20 protein-coding genes are annotated in these 17,543 nt (G+C 70.2%); 17 read left to right on the top strand and 3 right to left on the bottom strand.

The annotated features are described in order from the left end of the window. Positions 1-8 precede the first annotated feature (8 nt). The 6 genes from ACIQIB_RS16855 to ACIQIB_RS16830 all read left to right on the top strand — a co-directional run bounded on the left by ACIQIB_RS16855 (position 9) and on the right by ACIQIB_RS16830 (position 6,032). Positions 9-590, top strand: coding sequence for a TetR family transcriptional regulator (locus ACIQIB_RS16855; RefSeq protein ID WP_400656554.1), 582 nt, complete (start codon positions 9-11; stop codon positions 588-590). A gap of 587 nt (positions 591-1,177) precedes the next feature. Next, on the top strand, positions 1,178-2,614 hold the full coding sequence (locus ACIQIB_RS16850) for an MFS transporter (RefSeq protein WP_400758657.1): 1,437 nt from the start codon (positions 1,178-1,180) through the stop codon (positions 2,612-2,614). Positions 2,615-2,634: 20 nt separating this feature from the next. Beyond that, positions 2,635-4,287: a glycoside hydrolase family 13 protein gene (locus tag ACIQIB_RS16845; RefSeq protein ID WP_400758752.1), complete on the top strand. Its 1,653-nt coding sequence runs from the start codon at positions 2,635-2,637 to the stop codon at positions 4,285-4,287. 103 nt (positions 4,288-4,390) lie between these two features. Beyond that, complete coding sequence (locus ACIQIB_RS16840; RefSeq protein ID WP_400656481.1) at positions 4,391-4,939, top strand: TetR/AcrR family transcriptional regulator; 549 nt, start codon at positions 4,391-4,393, stop codon at positions 4,937-4,939. A 248-nt stretch (positions 4,940-5,187) separates the two neighbouring features. Continuing rightward, positions 5,188-5,712: a DUF6232 family protein gene (locus ACIQIB_RS16835; protein WP_400758655.1), complete on the top strand. Its 525-nt coding sequence runs from the start codon at positions 5,188-5,190 to the stop codon at positions 5,710-5,712. Beyond that, positions 5,709-6,032: a hypothetical protein gene (locus tag ACIQIB_RS16830; RefSeq protein WP_400656486.1), complete on the top strand. Its 324-nt coding sequence runs from the start codon at positions 5,709-5,711 to the stop codon at positions 6,030-6,032. Before ACIQIB_RS16835 ends, ACIQIB_RS16830 begins: the two co-directional genes overlap by 4 nt. 55 nt (positions 6,033-6,087) lie before the next feature. Here ACIQIB_RS16830 and ACIQIB_RS16825 read toward each other — a convergent pair whose 3' ends face one another. After that, the gene (locus tag ACIQIB_RS16825) at positions 6,088-6,513 is read right to left on the bottom strand and encodes an ATP-binding protein (protein WP_400758653.1); all 426 of its coding nucleotides are present in this window, start codon (positions 6,511-6,513) and stop codon (positions 6,088-6,090) included. A 172-nt stretch (positions 6,514-6,685) separates the two neighbouring features. On the opposite strand from ACIQIB_RS16825, the gene ACIQIB_RS16820 reads away from it, so the two are divergent. Together ACIQIB_RS16820 and ACIQIB_RS16815 are read left to right on the top strand one after the other, a co-directional pair. Then, positions 6,686-7,750 (top strand): Scr1 family TA system antitoxin-like transcriptional regulator, encoded by a 1,065-nt coding sequence (locus ACIQIB_RS16820; protein WP_400758651.1) that lies wholly within the window; start codon positions 6,686-6,688, stop codon positions 7,748-7,750. 198 nt (positions 7,751-7,948) lie between these two features. Then, a complete protein-coding gene (locus tag ACIQIB_RS16815; protein ID WP_363612341.1) occupies positions 7,949-8,527 on the top strand; it encodes a class IV adenylate cyclase in 579 nt (192 codons plus the stop codon). A gap of 16 nt (positions 8,528-8,543) precedes the next feature. Here the strand turns inward: ACIQIB_RS16815 and ACIQIB_RS16810 are convergent, their stop codons facing one another. Further along, positions 8,544-8,768 (bottom strand): hypothetical protein, encoded by a 225-nt coding sequence (locus ACIQIB_RS16810; protein ID WP_363612339.1) that lies wholly within the window; start codon positions 8,766-8,768, stop codon positions 8,544-8,546. Positions 8,769-8,872: 104 nt separating this feature from the next. Between ACIQIB_RS16810 and ACIQIB_RS16805 the strand changes: the two genes are divergently transcribed. Continuing rightward, positions 8,873-9,681 (top strand): IS5 family transposase gene (locus ACIQIB_RS16805; protein WP_400758648.1). Its coding sequence is split into 2 segments (ribosomal slippage): positions 8,873-9,212 and positions 9,212-9,681, totalling 810 coding nucleotides; the frame shifts between segments, so codons are not numbered across the junction. Between the two features lie 298 nt (positions 9,682-9,979). Here the strand turns inward: ACIQIB_RS16805 and ACIQIB_RS16800 are convergent. Next, complete coding sequence (locus ACIQIB_RS16800; protein ID WP_363613569.1) at positions 9,980-10,546, bottom strand: MepB family protein; 567 nt, start codon at positions 10,544-10,546, stop codon at positions 9,980-9,982. Positions 10,547-10,749: 203 nt separating this feature from the next. Here ACIQIB_RS16800 and ACIQIB_RS16795 point away from each other — a divergent pair, with 203 nt between their 5' ends. From ACIQIB_RS16795 to ACIQIB_RS16760, 8 genes are all read left to right on the top strand, one after another. Then, a complete protein-coding gene (locus ACIQIB_RS16795) occupies positions 10,750-11,763 on the top strand; it encodes a hypothetical protein (RefSeq protein ID WP_363613571.1) in 1,014 nt (337 codons plus the stop codon). A 115-nt stretch (positions 11,764-11,878) separates the two neighbouring features. Beyond that, positions 11,879-12,646, top strand: coding sequence for a hypothetical protein (locus tag ACIQIB_RS16790; RefSeq protein WP_400758645.1), 768 nt, complete (start codon positions 11,879-11,881; stop codon positions 12,644-12,646). A gap of 179 nt (positions 12,647-12,825) precedes the next feature. After that, the gene (locus ACIQIB_RS16785; protein WP_363613575.1) at positions 12,826-13,107 is read left to right on the top strand and encodes a hypothetical protein; all 282 of its coding nucleotides are present in this window, start codon (positions 12,826-12,828) and stop codon (positions 13,105-13,107) included. 91 nt (positions 13,108-13,198) lie between these two features. Further along, positions 13,199-13,930 carry a tyrosine-protein phosphatase gene (locus ACIQIB_RS16780; RefSeq protein ID WP_400758643.1) on the top strand — a complete coding sequence of 244 codons (732 nt, stop codon included), beginning with the start codon at positions 13,199-13,201 and terminating at the stop codon, positions 13,928-13,930. A 350-nt stretch (positions 13,931-14,280) separates the two neighbouring features. Further along, positions 14,281-14,682 (top strand): hypothetical protein, encoded by a 402-nt coding sequence (locus ACIQIB_RS16775; RefSeq protein ID WP_363613579.1) that lies wholly within the window; start codon positions 14,281-14,283, stop codon positions 14,680-14,682. A gap of 189 nt (positions 14,683-14,871) precedes the next feature. Then, complete coding sequence (locus ACIQIB_RS16770) at positions 14,872-15,618, top strand: ATP-binding cassette domain-containing protein (protein WP_363613581.1); 747 nt, start codon at positions 14,872-14,874, stop codon at positions 15,616-15,618. A 2-nt stretch (positions 15,619-15,620) separates the two neighbouring features. Next, the gene (locus ACIQIB_RS16765; RefSeq protein WP_400758641.1) at positions 15,621-16,928 is read left to right on the top strand and encodes a hypothetical protein; all 1,308 of its coding nucleotides are present in this window, start codon (positions 15,621-15,623) and stop codon (positions 16,926-16,928) included. Beyond that, entirely contained in the window at positions 16,925-17,527 is a 603-nt protein-coding gene (locus ACIQIB_RS16760) for a hypothetical protein (protein ID WP_400758639.1), read from the top strand. The genes ACIQIB_RS16765 and ACIQIB_RS16760 overlap by 4 nt, the downstream gene beginning before the upstream one ends. Positions 17,528-17,543: the final 16 nt, after the last annotated feature.

Raw genomic sequence — 17,543 nt, 5'->3', positions numbered from 1 at the left:
AATTCACCATGGCCGAACGCAAACGCCGACTCGTCTCGGACGAGCTCACCGCGGCAGCGCTGGAGCTGCTCACGGTGAAGGGGTTCGACGTGGTCACCATCGACGAGATCGCGGCCGCCGCCGGCGTGTCCAAGCGCACGTTCTTCCGGTACTTCGCGTCCAAGGAGGACGTGGTCGTCCAGTTCCTGGCCGACCTGGGCACCGGCATGCGCGCCGGACTGGCAGCCCGCCCCGTCGGGGAGCGGCCCTCCGTGGCACTGCTGCACGCCGTCTCGGTCCCCGTCAGGGCCTGCGGCGACCACGCCGACCGGGCCCTGCGGGTGGTGCAGCTGATCCTGCGGACCCCCGCCCTGCTCGCCCGCTTCCTGGAGCGCCAGGCGCGATGGCGCGACGAGCTGACCGCAGAACTGGCGCTCCGCCAGGGGCTCGACCCCGACACCGACCTTTATCCGCGACTGGCCGCCGGAATGGCACTGACCGCCTTCGACGCCGTGCTGCAGCGGTGGAGCGACAGCGACGGCAGCGAGGATCCCGCCGAACTGACCGCCCGGGCCTTCGCCGTCATCGCCCCGGCACTGGACGCTTCCTGACCTGCTCGCGCTCGACATGGCCGAGCACACCCGGGAGACAGGTCACGCGGGGTTCGCGCAGTTCACCGCCGTGCACGTGACGGTTGCGGTCGCAGAGCCGCCGGAGCAGCCCACAAGCCCCCCTTCGCGCTCGCGGTGCGGACCGCCTCGCCGGAGGCCTGGGCTGAGCTGCTCGCCAGCGAGCTGCCGGTGGTGCAGGACGCGGGATCCACCGAGATCGCCCCCGGGCCGACTGTTGCCCTCGAAGGGGGCGGGCGTTACTGCCCCCTCCCGCGCCTACGGTGCGGAGATCCCCTGGGCCGAGTTCCGTACGACGGGGCGACACGGCACCGATCGACAGCTTCCCGACGCCGGATCGAGGCGTTGGACGAAAGCCGCATCGGCTCGGGGAGCATCAGGGTGGAGCAAGTCGACGCTGGGTGTACGGTCGTACACATCGTGGTGTACGGTCGTACATCATCTCGGCGCGATCGGCCGACGACAGCGACTCCGCGCGCCGCCCGTGAAGCGGTGTGCGCACGCAACGCATGCCTTTCCTCACCTCAGCGACGAGGCGCTCTGCCGGAGCCTCGAAAGGACCGTTTGTGATGCCAAGAACCAGCGGCTCGGTGACAGCTCGCGTCCCATTTCCGGAAAAAGTCGCCTACTCGAGCGGTGACCTCGCGTTCAACCTCGTGTATGTCGCGACGGGCACGTACCTCATGTTCTTCTACACTGAGGTCGTCGGAATTCCGGCAGCAACCGTCGGCACGATGTTCCTGGTGGCCCGTCTGCTCGACGGAGTATGGGACCTCGTTGTCGGCGTGCTGATGGAGAAGCTCAGCTCAAGGTTCGGAAAGGCCCGGCCGTGGCTGCTTTTCCTTGCCGTTCCTTATGGCGCGAGTGCGGCACTTCTGTTCTCGGCTCCGAACCTCGGTGAGACCGGTAAAATAGTCTACGCATTCGCGACCTATATGATCTCGGGTGTCGTCATCTATACCGCGATGAACATCCCCTACGGGGCTCTCAGCGCTCTTATGACCGAAGACGCCGGGGATCGTGGCCTGTTGAGCACGTTCCGCATGGTCGGTGCTTATGTGGGGACACTCATCGTCGCCGCGCTCACCATGCCGCTCGTCGATGCGTTCGGCGGAGGCGCCGGTGCGTGGACGCTGACGTTCTCGCTGTACGGCGGACTTGCCGTTGTCCTCTTCTTCATCGTGTTCGTGTTCTGCAAGGAGCGCGTCGGTTCGTCCCGCGCGCCGGACGAGGCCGGTTCATCCGACGCGGTGACCCCCGTCGTGGCGGTGGGCCGCCCGTTCACGACCCGTGAGGGTCTCGCGTCGCTGCTGCGCAACAAGTACTGGCTCCAGCTCACGCTCCTCGGAATCCTGCTGCTGTCGGCGTACGGCCTTGTCGGGGTCTACCCGTACTACGCCCAGTACACGCTGGGTGACGAGAACCTCGCGACGATGCTCTTCACGTTCCGCACGATCGTCGAATTCGCCGGTGTGTTCCTTGCGATCCCCCTGGTGAGACGGATCGGCAAGCGCAATATCTCGCTGCTGGGATGCGTCGCGATGGTCGTGGGGCAGTTGGTCATCGCGGTGGCTCCCGCGTCGCTTCCGGTCGTCCTCACCGGTCTCTCGGTCGGCGGCGTCGGCGTGGGAAGCATGTTCGCGGTTCTGTTCGGCATGGTCGCCGACACGATCGAGTACGAGGAGTGGCGCAGCGGTCTTCGCGCCGAGGGGCTCGTCTTCGCGGGTGCGACCATCGGGCAGAAGATCGGCGGCGCCCTCGGCGGTGTCTCCATCGGCTGGATGCTTGGATTCGGCGGATTCCGAGAGGGCGGTGGCGCGACTCAGCCGGCATCCGCCATCAGCGCGATCGACTTCGTCTTCATCTGGCTGCCCCTGGTCTTCGCCATCGCGATGGCCGCCGTCCTGGCCTTCTACCACCTCGACAAGGAGCATCCGCAGATCCTCGCTGACCTGCGGAGGCGTCGTGCCGAGTCCGTTTCTCTCGCACCGGAGGGCGAGGCATGAGCCTGCGAAAGCACCACGCGATGACCGGTTCCGCCGTCGAGCACGTGCACGATGCTCTCGACACCGCGGAATGGTGGCGCACCGCGGTGATCTACCAGGTGTACCCGCGCTCGTTCTCCGACTCGGACGGCGACGGGAACGGCGATCTCGGCGGCATCAAGCAGCGCCTCGCCTACCTTCGGGACCTCGGTGTCGACGCGATCTGGATCTCTCCCTTCTATCCTTCTCCGCAAGCGGACGGCGGATACGATGTCGCCGACTACCGCGACGTCGATCCGATGTACGGAACGCTCGCCGATGCGGACGACCTGATCGCGACCGCACACGCGCTCGGTATCCGGGTGATCATCGACATCGTGCCCAACCACACGAGTGACGAGCATCCCTGGTTCCAGGCGGCACTCGCGGCCGGCCCGGGTTCTCCCGAGCGTGCCCGGTACTGGTTCGTCGATTCCCCAGGGGTGCCGAACAACTGGCCCAGCGAGTTCGGCGGACCGGCGTGGACGCAGGTGGCGGACGGACAGTGGTACCTGCATCTCTTCGACCGGAAGCAGCCCGATCTCAACTGGGAGAATCCCGAAGTCCGGGAGATGTTCGCGGGGACACTGCGGTTCTGGCTGGACCGGGGCGTCGACGGTTTCCGGATCGACGTCGCCCACCACCTGGTCAAGGCGCCCGGCCTCTCCGACTTCGATGCCGACTGGGACGCGTACAACAGGGGCGCGCTCCCCACCAACGCCGTGCCGTTCGCCGATCAGGACGGCGTGCACGACATCTACCGGGAGTGGCGGGCGATCCTCGACAGCTACCCCGGGGAGCGGGCGATGGTCGCGGAGGCCTGGGTGACGCCCCACGACCGGCTCGCCCTGTACGTGCGACCGGACGAGTTCCAGCAGGCGTTCAACTTCGACTACATGCGCGCGACCTGGGACGCCGAAGCCCTGCGGGCACAGATCAGGACCACGCTGCGGAACGCGGATTCCGTCGGCGCGCCGGCGACCTGGGTGCTCTCGAACCACGATGTCATTCGTCACGCGACCCGGCTCGTGCGGGCCGACCCGACGATGGCACCGTGGATACTCGAGGCCACCGAGCCCCGGCCGGACACCGAACTCGGGCTGCGAAGGGCGCGGGCGGCGACGGCGCTCATGCTCGCCCTCCCCGGCAGCTCGTACCTGTACCAAGGCGAGGAACTCGGCCTTCGCGAGGTGATCGAGCTCCCCGCCGACGCCCGCACGGACCCCGACTTCCTTCGTGGGGGCGGGCACCGCCTCGGTCGCGACGGATGCCGGGTGCCGATCCCCTGGAAGAAGGACGCCCCGGCGTTCGGCTTCAACGACACCGGCGCCTCATGGCTCCCGCAGCCCGCCGACTTCGGTGACTACGCCGTGGACCGGCAACACGGCCGAGACGGCTCCACCCTGGAGCTCTACCGGAGCCTGCTCGCCGTACGACGGCAGCGACAGCTGGGGAACGGGTCGCTCGCGCTCGTCGACCTCGGACCGGATCTCGTGGCGCTGGACGTCACCAACGACCGGGGAGCCACCCGGATCGTGCTCAACCTCGGCTCCGCGCCCTGGCCGATTCCCGCGAGCGCGCGCGTGCTCGTGGCGAGCGCGGACGGCGTGACGGACCTCCTTCCCGCCGACTGCGCCGTCTGGCTGGCGGAATAGGCCAGCGGGTGGCCGCCCGACAGGGCCGCCACCCGCTGTGTCGGCTCGCGTACGATCATCCCTGTACAACGCGCAGCCCATACGCAGTCCGGAGGCGGAATCGATGGCCAATCAAGTCGACGCGGGACGTCGGGACCGCATCATCGACGCCGCCGTCGACTGCATCGCGGAACAGGGCGTGGCAGGAACGTCCCACCGGGTGGTCGCCAAGCGCTGCGGAGTCCCGCTCGGCTCGATGACGTATCACTTCTCCGGCATCGACGAACTCCTCTACGAGGCATTCCACCGCTTCACCCAGCGGATCCGCGACCTCGTCCAGAAGAGGTTCGAGCGCACCCTGGAACCCGCCGACGCCATCGATGCGGTGATCGCGCTCATCTACGACGACTTCGGCGTGGACCAGAACATCTACCACCTCACGTACGAGCTCTACGCCATCGCCTCTCACCGCTCCGAATTCCGTCCGCTGGTCCACGAGATGATCGACGCCGGATTCACCGCACTCCGGACCTACTTCGACGAGGAGACAGCCCGCGCGATCAACACGTACATCGAGGGTGCGTCCACACACCTCACCTTGGACACCCGCCCGCAGACGGTCGATCAGGTGCGCCACGCCCTCCAGCGGCTGGCCGGTCTCGACGCATCCTGACCCCCGAGGCCCATGGCGCGCCCGCCCGGTGATCCGCGAGGTCCTCGCCGGCCGCAGCGCGTGAAGCCGGAACGTCCGGACCGGACGGACATCCGTTCGGGAGCCCTTTCGCATGCTCTGTCGTTCCGTCAATAACCTTTCCGCAGAGAGCAGTCCCCGCAGCGGAAGCTGTTGCTAAGGTGCTGCTCCTCCGCAAGGTCTGCGGGGCCGCCGGCGGGGTGGCGGGACGGATCGGGGGAACGTGTCCCATGGCACGGAGACGCGACGTCATCGACGTCAGAGTGAGCAGGCGGGTTCTCTGGGTGGGCGCCGACGCCTACCCGCTGCAGAACATCGCGCGGGCCCGGCGGTTCGAGATCGTGCCCAGACGCGGGTACGCCGTACGGGCCTTCCTGAAGGCCGAGATCCTGGTGGTGGTCCTCGGGGCGGTCGCCCTGGCGATCACGGAGAACATCGGCGACTCGTCGTCGCCGTCCGGCCTGGCCACGTTCGCGGCGCTGGTGGTGCTGGCGCTGTTCGTGCTGAACATCGTCAAGCTGGTCAGGCGGCTGCGCCGGCCGATACTGCACCAACTGGTCATCGAGACCTCCAGTTCGTCGGACACGGCGGTGGTGAGCACCGACGTCAAGGAGGTGAACCATCTCATCGGCCTGATCATGGAGGCGATCGACAACCCCCAGGCCGAGTTCCAGCTCCAGGTGGAGAACGTCCACATCGGCGACCAGATCAACCAGTTCGGCGACAACAACACCGGAAAGAAGGTCAACTGGTGAGCGGAAGCTTCCACATCGGCGACTCGGTCACCCAGCACGGCGACCACAACGTCGGCATCATCAAGAACCAGGCCCCGGCCGACCCCCGGGCCGCGATGCGGGAGATGATCACCGCCGTCCAGTTCCTGCGCAACCAGGTGCCGGCCGAGGACCAGCAGGTCATCGACGAGTCCCTGGAGGCCATCGGGACCGGCGAGAACGTGCCGCCGGGCACCCTGCGGCAGGCGCTCAGGAACATCAACGGCGTCGCGTCGATGGTCACGGCGGGCGTCCCGGTGATCGAGGCGGTCCGCCGGGTGCTGGAGTCCCTGGGCATCTGAGAGCGGCGGCGGCGCGGATGGCGCCGCCGCCCCTTCGGGTGTGGGCCCGTCCGCGTCAGAGGGGTGGCGGCGGTGCGAGGTGCGCCCAGAAGCGGCTGGTCACCGTGCCGCACTCGACCAACTCGTGGCCCCAGTCGGCGGACAGCTCGCGGACCAGCCGCAGGCCCGGGGATCCCCCGCCGCCGACCGGGAGGGTTTCACGGACCGGCAGGCCGGTGTCGCACACCTCGATCCGCAGCCCGGTGAAGGCGGAGTGGTCGAACACCACGTCAATGGGCAGGTGTTCGGGTCTCCAGGGCCGCAGCACGGCGGCGGTGATCAGCTCGGTGATGATCAACTCTGCGTCCTCGATGTAGTGTTCGCCGCCCTTGAAGTCGGACAGGAACCCTCGGAGGAGTATGCGCGCCGCCGCAGCCGAGGTCGGGTGGCGGGGCAGCGAGCAGAACTGGTCACCGAGGGTTCTGTCAAGGGCTTCGGGCATGGATGTGCCACCTTCTGGATGCATGGGGGTTTCCGCGCGCGGGCGTGGCGCTTCGTGCACTCACTAGTGCAAGTACGTCCGGCAGTTCCATGATTAAGCATCGGCTGTTCCGGATCGGGTGACGAGGGATCAGCCAGTTCCAAGGCACGCCATGACACAGGGGGCTCGCACCATGACCCGCAAGAAGTCCACGAACCCGAACCTGCGATCGAGCGCGGGCGCCGTGTTCGGCGCCGTCCTGCGCCGCCTCCGGGAGGCCAAGGGCGTCTCCCAGGGCGAACTGGCCGCGCTCGTCCCGTGCAGCCGCCCCCACGTCTCCCGGATCGAGGCCGGCACGCGCACCCCGCCGGAGGACTTCGTCATCACCGCCGACGAGTTGCTGGAGACAGGCGGTCAGCTGATGGCGCTGTGGAAGGAGATCGACTGGTACGCGCGGGTGGAGCACCCGGACTGGTTCCGGCGCTACGCGGGCTTCGAGGAGAAGGCCTCGACGATCTGCGAGTTCCAGATCGCACGTATCTCAGGTCTCCTCCAGACAGAGGCCTATGCCCGAGCTCTGTTCGAGTCGGGAAGCGCAGCAGGCAACCCCGAGTTGATCGAGGAGCGGGTGACGTCCCGGCTCGCTCGTCAACACCGGCTGACCAGTCCTGACGACGGGCCTCTCTTCATGGTTGTGCACTCCGAGGCAGCCATCCGCTCGCTGGTAGGCGGCCCCGAGGTCATGTACGAGCAACTCGGACACTTGCTGCGGATGGGGGAACTCCCCGACATCGTGCACCAGATCGCGCCATTCACTCTCGGTGCACGCGCCCCGTTCGGCACTCCCATGTCGCTGATCACGTCGCCTGACGGCAAGACGCGGATCTACTCCGAAAGCCTGGATTATGGACACTTCATCGAGGATCCAAGGGAGGTCCAACGCACGCAGCGGACTTATGATCTCCTCCAGGCGAACGCGCTGTCTCCCCGAGAAAGCGCCGCCCTGATCCGCAGTGTGAGGGAAGGACTTCTCAACATGGCACCCATCAAGGCCAATGCCTCCAAGGCTCCATGGCGCAAGTCGAGCTACAGCGACAACAACGGCGGTCTCTGCGTCGAGGTGGCCGACGGCCACCCCGGCCAGCTGGTCCGCGACTCCAAGGACCCCGAAGGCCCCGTCCTCACCTTCTCCCCCAACTCCTGGCAGTCCTTCGTCGACGCCATCCGCGCCAACGAATTCCCCACCCCCAACTGCTGACTCCACCTCAGCCCACCCCACCGAGGCCGGGCCTTGCTCCACGGCCGGCCTCGGGCACGTCCACGGTCGCCCGCACTGACCCAAGAGCCCCGAACTCCCTCCCATACGGAGGATCGTCGGGCCGCCCTGGGGTCGGCCGTGCATTTCCATTCAGCAATCCGGCCCGCGTGTACTCGGCGGTCAACACGGGAGGGTGACATGGAAGACGGCACGATCGAGGTGGAGCGGAAGCGGGAGCTTCCGGACGGCGGTGCGGGCGTTCGGCCCCTGCTTGCCGAACTCGGTTGTGTGGGCAGCGCGCCGGTGACCGAGATCGACACGTACTACAGCCGCCCCGATGTGGACTACCTGGCGACCGTGGAGTGCCTACGGGTGCGGCACCGGGGCGACTTCGCAGAAATCACGTACAAGCCCGCGTCCAACCCGACGACGCACGGGAGTGACGACGTGGTGTCCAAGGTCGAGACGAACGTCGTTCTCCGCGACGGCGGGCAGGCCTCCACGGCGGAACGGCTGCCCGACTGCATCGGAATGCGGGAGCTGGTCAGGGTCGAGAAGACACGCACCAGCTACCGGCATCCGGATACCGCCGGTGTGACAGTCAGCATCGACACGGTGGCCGGGGTCGGCACCTTCATCGAGACCGAAGTGAACCGGGCCACGGCTGCCGGGGCCGCCGAGCTCATCGAGGAGACCGAGAAGGCTCTCGGCATCATCGGGAACCCGACGGTCGCGATCCCGTACCGCGACCTGGTGCTGCGGCAGCTGAACGGCTGACGCCCCGCGGGGGTGGTCAGTCGCCCAGGCAGGCGTGCAGCTGGCCGAGAGCGAAGGAGGCGCCCCCCGCCCAGTAGTTGACGTTGTAGGCCGCCAGGCACTGGTCGGTCTTCGACGGCTGATCAACCCCGGGTTCGAGCGACGTGTGGACGACGGCCGTCGGCGCGGCGTTCGCCTGGGTCCCGGCGGTCAGGACCAGCAGGGGCGCCAGCACAGCTACGGTGGCCGCTGCGGTGGCCATTCGGCGGATTCTCATAGAGCGTCGACTCTCCTTACTGATCGTTTCAAAATGAGTTCAGCTCAGGGGCTTGGCAGTTGATGTGTTCGGGCGGCAGAGTGCTCCACGTGTCGGATGATCTTGTGCCTGATGACCTGTGGGAGCGGGTGGCTCCGCTGCTGCCGCCACGTCCGCCGCGACGCCACCGCTACCCCGGCCGGCTCCCCGCGGACGACCGTGCTGCTCTGCGCGGCATCGTGTACGTGCTGTGCAAGAGCGTGAGCTGGCGGGACGTACCTGCCGAGCGGACCGGCTGCAGCGGGATCACAGCCTGGCGGCGCCTGCGGGACTGGACCGAGGCCGGTGTGTGGCCGCGTCTGCACGAGGCCCTGCTCGCCGAGCTGCGGGCGGCGGGGCTGCTGGAGATGGACGACGCCGCCATCGACGGCTCGCACGTCAGGGCCCTGAAAGGGGGGCTCACACCGGACCTTCGCCGGTCGACCGGGCCCGCCCGGGCAGCAAGCACCACCTGATCGTCGACCGGCACGGCACCCCGCTCGCCGTCACACTGACCGGCGGCAACCGGCACGACGTCACCCAGCTCCTACCACTGCTGGACGCCATCCCACCGATTCGGGGCCTGCGCGGCCGGCCCCGACGACGCCCCCGAAGACTGTTCGCCGACCGCGGCTACGACTACGACAAGTACCGCCGCATCCTCCGCCGCCGCGGAATCACCCCGAAGATCGCCCGCCGGGGCGTCGCCCACGGCTCCGGACTCGGCAAGACACGTTGGGTGGTCGAGCGGACCTTCGCCTGGCTCCACCAGTTCAAGCGCCTGCGGATCCGCTACGAGATACGCGCCGACCTCCACCTCGGCCTGCTCCAACTCGCCTGCAGCATCATCTGCCTGCGAAAGCTCCGAACCTCATTCTGAAACGATCAGTTAGAAGCATGGCAGTTTTCCCGGAGCCAGTGCGCACGCGCGGAACGGCAGGCGGGACACCAGGCCCCGTGTCCTGGGTTCCTAGACGGCTTGCGTGGTTCGGCACCCGGTCGGTGGTGCGGCTCCGCGTGCCGCATCCTCGCAGTGGCGGTCGGTGCGGCGACATCCCACATTCCCGGGATGTTCCCGGGAGAGCTCCTGCGGGACCGGGACGTGCGTGGTCCCCGGCGCGGTGAGGTCGCGCCGGCAGAGTTGGGCGAGGTACGCGTGCGACGCCGGGGTCAGTGGCTCACGGGTGATAGAGCGCCCGGGCGCGGGCTGCGTCGATCGGCCCGTCCTCGCCGATGGGCAGGAAGTGGTTCAGCTGCCAGGTCTGCGTACCGCGGGCCTGGCGGTTCGTCGTGGTGACCCACGGCGGGTAGACGCGGACCCCCCGCTTCCCGCCCGTGCCGTTCCTCGCGACGATGTCCCGCTCGCAGAGCACCTCACGGGGGAAGACGAACTGTCCGAAGTCCCGGCCGTCACGGGTACTGATGACGAAGAGGTCATCGGCGTCCTCGGCGTCGAAGGGCTGGATCGGGCCGTCGCCGGACCTCTTCCACACCGTGACGAACTGGCCGACCTTGGTCGGGGTCGTCCTGGCCGCGCGGAACCTGACGGAGTAGCCGTCCAGGACGAAGCCGAACGCCCCGTAATCGGCGCTTTCGGCCTCGGCCACCGGCCGTGAGCACCTGAACCCGTTCGGGTCGTACACCAGCGCCTTCGCCGCGAGAAGGTCCTCATGGACCACGTCTCCGGCGGACCACGGCTCGGAGTCCGCGTCGGGGTGCGAGGAATTCCCATAGTCCGTCGTCATTTGTCCATTCTGCCATCGCCCCGGCCGCCGGGAGTTCCGGCGAACCAGCCGCCCCCCACTCGACCGGGCGGACGTGCCGCGGACCCTGAACTCGCGGGGCCGGGGCGGGCCGAGTGACCATCACGGCCCCGGGGTACAAGTTCACAAGCGGCCCACCGCACCAGGCAGAGCGGTGGCCGGGGGTGAAGGGCGGCGATGCGCGGATGACGGCAGGCAGCGCGGAGGAAGCCGGGACCGCCACAGCCGCAGGGCGGGCCGGCGCGGCAACGACACAGGTCCTCCGGGCCGGCGCGGGAGGTCTCACCGCCTGGACCGCCGCACAGATCACCGGCGGCGTCGAACTGAACGGACCGGCGGGGCGGCAGGCGGCGGTCGCGCTGGTCTTCCTCGTACTGTCCCGACTCCCCATCCGGGCAGGCCGATTGGCGAAGCGACTGCTGAGGCGCGTCCGGTGGAGCGAGGGTGCCGCTGCGGCCGTCTCCTGTATCGCCGCCCTGGGCATGCTGATCGGCGCGGTGACACTGGGGCCCGTGCAGTGGTGGCTGACGGAAGTCCTCTGCGACCACCTCGGCCTCCCCCTGCACATCTCCGGCTTCTGGCCGTTCGTGGTGGCCCCCCTGGTCGATCTCCTCCTGTCGGTGGCCCTGGCGATGCCGGGCGCGTGCCTCACCCGCAAGGGGCGGGCCACCGGGTCCGTGGGCCGGTTCACGCGCCTGGTCGCGTGCTTCTGGGCGCTGTGGCTCCTGACGTCGGGGCTCGGCATCGGCCGTCTCGGTGCCGACGAGTGGTGGCGGTCGACGGCGACCATGGCGGCGCTGGCCGTCCTCCTCCTCGCCCTGGCCGGCCTCGGCGCCACGGTGTACAGCGACTTCGGCTGGCCGCACCTGCGCTCGCTCCTGCTCGCGGGCCTGCCCTTCGTCGCCGCCTTCGGCGTCTGCGCCATCGCGCTGACGCTCTGGCTGCTGTCCTGGTTGAGCACGGCCATGCGACCCACCCTCGGCATCGAGGGCTTCGGCACCTTCCTGTGGGCCGGCCTGATCACGACGGCGGTGCTGTGGGCGGCGAATCTGCCGTCCTTCCTGCACGGACTGCGCCGTCGGCGCCACAACTCGCCCACCGGGGACGGCGGGTACGGTCCGGCCCGGCCACCGGCGGTGTGGGCGAACGGGTTCGGCTATGTCTGGATGACGGCGGACGAGACCGCCGGCCGGTCCTGACACACCGGCCGCGCCCGGCCGCCCACGACACCTGCACCGCCCCCGCACGGGCCGTTGCCGGCCAGTGCGGCCGATCGCCTCCCTCCGGGCCCGCCGGGACGGTACGGTGCGAGCCATGCAGACGACCGAACGCCGTTTGATTCCAGTGGTGTTGGCCGCCGGAGCGCTTCTCCTGGCGGCCTGCTCGGCGGGCGGCTCCGCCTCGTCGTCCAGCACCACCGCCCCCGCGGACGATCCGGCCTCGGACCACCCGGACCTGAACGCCCGGCACATCGCGCAGATCCTGCAGTCCGGTTACGTGCCCGGGCTGGCCGGCCTGCACGGCGCGGGCATCGACTACACCTCCCGGACAAAGCCGGTGCAAGTGTCGCCGTGCCGTCTGGAGGTGCCGGAGAAGAGCGGCAGCCTCACCCCGACCGGAGGCGGTCAGACCGGTCGGCCGACCGTGGGCCTGGGCGTGCGCTACTCGGCGCTGATCCGCGAATACACGAACGGCCTCCAGGTGCGGGCGTACCTGCTGCCGCCGAAGCCGGACGCCCAGAAGGTGTTCGCCGAGCTGGCGGCGGCCGCCCGGGCCTGCGAGACCCGTACCGTCACGGCCTCCGGGGCCAAGGACACTCCGGTCGGGACCACCGCCCGCCCCACCCTGGGCGAAGGGGGCGAAGGACTCGCGGTGACCAGCACGGCCGACCTGACCACGGCCGGCGCCTCCACGCCGACCTACACCCAGGTCATCCGGTACGGCGTCAACGGCCGGATCCTGGTCGAGGCCCTGGAGGTCTCACGACCGTGGAACACCGTCTACGGTGAGGCCGACGCCGGGGAGGACACCGACACGGCCATGAAGGCGATCCTGCCGAGCTTCAAGGGCCTGCCCGAGTGACACCGCGGCCACACGGCGCGGGGGCGCCCCCGCGCCGTGTGGCCGTCCGGGTGACCTTGCCCCCCGGACGCCCGCCTCCGGTGGCAGTGCGTGAGCGCGCGTGTGTTGATGGTGAAGGGCCGCTTCGTCACGGCGGCCGACCGAACCATCACCTTCAATGCCTGGAAGGGCTTTTCCTCATGCGCACTGTGCACCGCGTCCTGGCCGTCTCCGCCATCGCGCTCCCGCTGGTCATCGGCGGGGCGACCATCGCCTCGGCTCACGACGGTTCCCCCGTCCCCAACGCCAACTTCGACCAGGGCGCGTTCGCCGTCGGCCCGAACGGCAGCGCCGCCCAGCTCACCGACGTCGACTTCGGCCCCGGCGGTGCCTCCTTCCTCAGCGCCGCCCTGGCGATCGGCGCCAACGGCGTCGGCGGCAACTTCACCGAGACCGGCATCAGCCCCGGCCACGTGGGCTGACCCGGCCCGCCCCCGGCTGCCCCGGACCACCACCCGGTCCGGGGCAGCCGCATGCCGCCCGGCGGCCACGGCGACGCCCTAGAGTGCGCGCATGACACGACACATCGTCTTCGACCAGTTGCACAACTTCCGTGACCTGGGCGGCTACTCCGCCTCCGACGGCCGGTCGGTCCGCTGGGGGCGCCTCTACCGCGCCGACTCGCTCGGCCGGCTCGGCTCGCCCGCCGATCTCGAACGGTTCCGGGCGCTCGGCGTCCGCACCGTCATCGACCTCCGCTACCCGTGGGAGACGGCCCGCACGGGCCGCGTGCCGGAGCTGGACGGCCTGAGCTACCACAACCTCTCCATCGAGCACCGCCCGTACGACCAGGCCGAGATCGACCCGGCCCTCGATCCCTGGCGCTATCTCGCCGACCGCTTCGCCGAGGTCGCCGAGGACGGGGTGGCGGAGATCCGCCGGGTGCTGGAACTGATCGCCGGCGCCGACGAACCGCTGGTCTTCCACTGCGCCTCCGGCAAGGACCGCACCGGCCTGATCGCCGCGCTGGTCCTCTCCCTCCTCGGCGTCTCCGAGGACGACATAGCCGCCGACTTCGCGCTCACCGAACTCGCCACGCCCCGGCTGGTCGCACGGTGGCACGCCGCCAACCCCGGCCGCGAGCTCCGCTGGCCCGGGTTCGGGCGCGCCCCCGAGACCGTGATCCGGCTGGCTCTCGCCGACCTCACCGCCGCGCACGGCTCCGTCCACGCCTATGTCACCGACACACTCGGCCTCGGTGACGACCTGATCGGCGAGCTGCGCGCCCGACTGCTGACCGGATAGCCGACCGGGGGTCGGGAACCAGCCAGACCGGCGCTCGGCGCCCAGCTCGAACGGACACAAACAGTCAGCCATTTCGATCAAACAGCGACATTTTCCGACCCACCATGCTGCAATCAATCGAACACGCTAAATCTGCGATCATTTTCGTCCGCCCTCTTGCGCGCGAACGATCCTGCGGCAAGGCCTGCCGAATGGCCGAAATAAATGGTGCTCCCCGCCGGTTCGTGCACGCTAATGTCTTCCCCGGCGGGGGGATCGTCCGACCGGGGTGAGCTCGGTAGTCGAACCGCCGGTCATTTCTTTTTGCCTGCATGGCGCCCGCACGGCGTCACCGAAAAGATCGGACGAATATGCACGCAAAGAATCGCAAGCTCGTTCGCGGCATTCTGGTGGCCGCCGCGATGCTCGGGTTCGCGGGGGCCACGCCGGCCCTGGCGGAGGGTTCCTGGACGTCCCACATCAGCAACTGGGGGCCCGGCTCGGAGTCCCGCCGCTGGGGGGACAGCGACCGGGACGACACCGTCACCACCGTGGCGTTCCAGGGCTGCACCACCGACAACAACGACTTCAAGAACGCCGATCTCCAGCTGTACAAGGACGTCTTCGGCCCCGACAAGGCCTACGGCTACCGGCTGAACCACTGCGATCTGTCCGCCTGGGGGGACCAGAGCGCCGGCGACTACTACTTCGCACTGGAGGGGGTGCGCTCCGGCGGCAAGCTCTGGGTGGATTCGGTGAGCGTCCGGTACTGACCCCGGCCACCGCCCGCCACGGGCGTCCGGGGTGTTCCGGCGGAAGCCCCCTCCCGCCGGAACACCCCGGACGCTCCCCGCTCCTCCGCTCTCCCCTCACGGATCCCGGACCGGGATCCCGGCTCCGGACCCCGAACCCCGGATCCCGGACCCGCCACCTCACCGAGCGAAATGCGTCGAGCCCCCGCCATGACCCTTGAATTCCACCGCGTCGACTTCCAGTACACCCAGAAGGCCCAGTTGTTCACCGGCCTCGCCTTACGGATCGACAATCCGGCCACGGTCCTGCTCGGGCCGAACGGCGCCGGAAAGTCCACTCTCATGGCCCTGGCCGCCACCCAGCTGACGCCGGGCCACGGCTCGGTCTCCTGGCGCGGCCGGACCGCCACCGGGCGCGGCGAACTGGCCGCCTACCGGCGGGCGGTGGCCTGGCTGCCGCAACAGGTGACCCCGGTGCCCGGGCTCAGCGTGCGCGAGCAGGTCGCGTACTCCGGCTGGCTCAAGGGCATGTCGCGCGGGGCCGCCTGGCACGCCTCGGCGGGCGCGCTGGAGCGGGTCGGGCTCGCCCAGCTCGCCGACCGCGGCGGTCACCAGTTGTCCGGCGGCCAACTGCGCCGGATGGGCATCGCGGGGTGCCTGGCCCACCACAGCGAACTGATCCTGATGGACGAGCCGACCGCCGGGCTCGACCCGGCCCAGCGCGGGATGTTCCGCAGCCTGGTCGAGGACCTGGCCGACGAGGTCCATGTGATCGTCTCCACCCACCAGACCGAGGACCTCGCCGACACCTACCGGCACGTGGTGGTGCTGGACCAGGGTGAAGTCCGCTTCCAGGGCGGCACCGAGGAGTTCCACGCGCTCGCCGCCGGGGCGAGCGGTTCGCCGCGCGAGCGGGCCGAGGCCGCGTACACGCGGCTGGTCGAACGGGAGGCCTGACCATGCTGCTGCGCACCGTTCTGCGCACCTCCGCCGCCACCCGCGCGCTGCCGTTCCTCGTCGGCTTCGTCCTGGTCGCCCTCGGCGACGACCTCACCGCCTGGGTCACCCCGGCCTACGGACTCTCCGCCGCCGGGCACGCGACCTTCGCCCTGCCCTTCGTCTGCGCGGCCTGCGCGGCCGCGGGCGCCTGGGAGGCGGGCCGGCTGCACCGGGGGCGGGTCTTCGACCACTCGCCGGTGCGGTCCCCCCTGACCATCACCGCGCCCGTCCTGCTGCCGGTGGCCGTGATGGGCGCGCTCGGCATGGCCGCCGCGCTCGGCAGCACGGCGCTGGCCGGCAGCACGGCCTCCGGGGTGCCGCAGCCCGGCGTCCTCGCGGTCTGGGCCGGGCTGCTCGTCGCGAACACCCTGGTCGGGTCGATCGTCGGGCGGGTCCTGGCGTCCGTCCTCGCCGTGCCGCTCGCGCTGATCAGCAGCTTCGTCCTGAACGCCTATCCGGCCTCCTTCGACGAGTTCTGGCTGCGACACCTGGTCGGCGGCGGCCTCTCCGACTGCTGCTCGGTGGATCAGGTCCTGGACGAACGTGCCGTGTTGAGCGCGCTGGCGTTCTCCGGCGCGGTGTCCGCGGCGGCCGTCCTGGTGATCCGCCGGCGCGGTGCCCCGATCGCGCTCGCCACCGGGCTGGCGGTGACGGCCGGCGGGATCGGCCTCGCCGCGCACCTGGCCCAGGACCTCGGCCCGACGCCCGTCCTCGCCCGGCCCGCCAGTGCGCTGGTCTGCGACGGCGAACGGCCGAGGATCTGCCTCTGGCCCGAACTGGGCGGGGCCCGCTCGGGCGCGGTCCGCGAGGAGGCCCGACGGGTCGTCACCACCCTGGCCTCCGGGGGCGTACCGGTGCCTGGCGTGCTCACCATGGCGGCCCAACCAGGCCCTGGCGAGGCCAAGTTCGGCATCCCGACCACCGCCAGGGCGGCGGACGTGATGCCGGGCGTGGTCGGCGGGCTGGTCCCCCGCGTCCCCGCGTGCGCCCTGCACGGGGACTCGTACCCGGCCGGCGTGGCCGCCGGACCGGTGACCGCCTGGCTCACCGCGAAGGCGGCACCCGGCAGCGCGCCGCACCCCGCGGGCGGACGGTTCGGGGAGGCGGACGTGGCCCTCGCCGAACAGGTACTGCGGCTCCCTCCGGAGGCCCAACTCAACTGGTACCAGCGGAATGCGGAAGCCATGCGGCGCTGCGACGCGCCACCCGCGCTGACCCCGCCCGCGCCGGCCGCGCCGGCCGCGCTCGCCGACGGCGGTGACCGGTGATCTGGTGGAGCAAGGCCCGCTCGGTGCCGGCCATCGCCGCCGCACTGGCCGGGACGTTCGCGGTGGGCCTGCTCATCGGCGACGGCGAGCTGCCGGTGCCCGCGCTGCGCGGCCAGGCCGGGCACTTCCTGGTCGCGCACCTCGTCACCCTGTTCCCGGCGGTCTACCTGCTGCACGGGCTAGGCCGGGGCGACCTGCGGACAGAGGCGGTGGCCGGACGGTTCCTGCGCGGGCTGGACACCGGGCTCGCCCTCGCGGTCGCGGCCGCCGGCGCACTGGCGGGCGTGCTCGTCTGCGCGGCCGGACAGGGCGACCTCGCACTCGTCCTCGGCCGCAACATCGCCGGGTACACCGGTCTGGCGCTGCTGCTGCACCCGCTGATCGGCCACCGCCCGGCCGCCGCGGCCGTCGCCGTCGTCCCGCTGCTCTGCTCCGCCGCGGGCTGGCGCCGGGGCGGCGGACCGCAGCCCTGGGCCTGGCCGCTCCACCCCGGGGACTCCCCGCAGGCGCTCACCCTGGTGGCGCTCACCCTGCTCGCGGGCGCGGCCTTCGCCCTGCTGCGCCGCCGCCCGGCGGTGGAACTGCGCGTCCTCGCCTGAGCAGGCCCCCTACCCC

Source organism: Kitasatospora sp. NPDC092286, assembly GCF_044755565.1.
In the GTDB taxonomy this organism is placed as follows: domain Bacteria; phylum Actinomycetota; class Actinomycetes; order Streptomycetales; family Streptomycetaceae; genus Kitasatospora.
The sequence above is the reverse complement of the archived record's forward strand: the minus strand, read 5'-3'. Positions and strand labels throughout refer to the sequence as shown.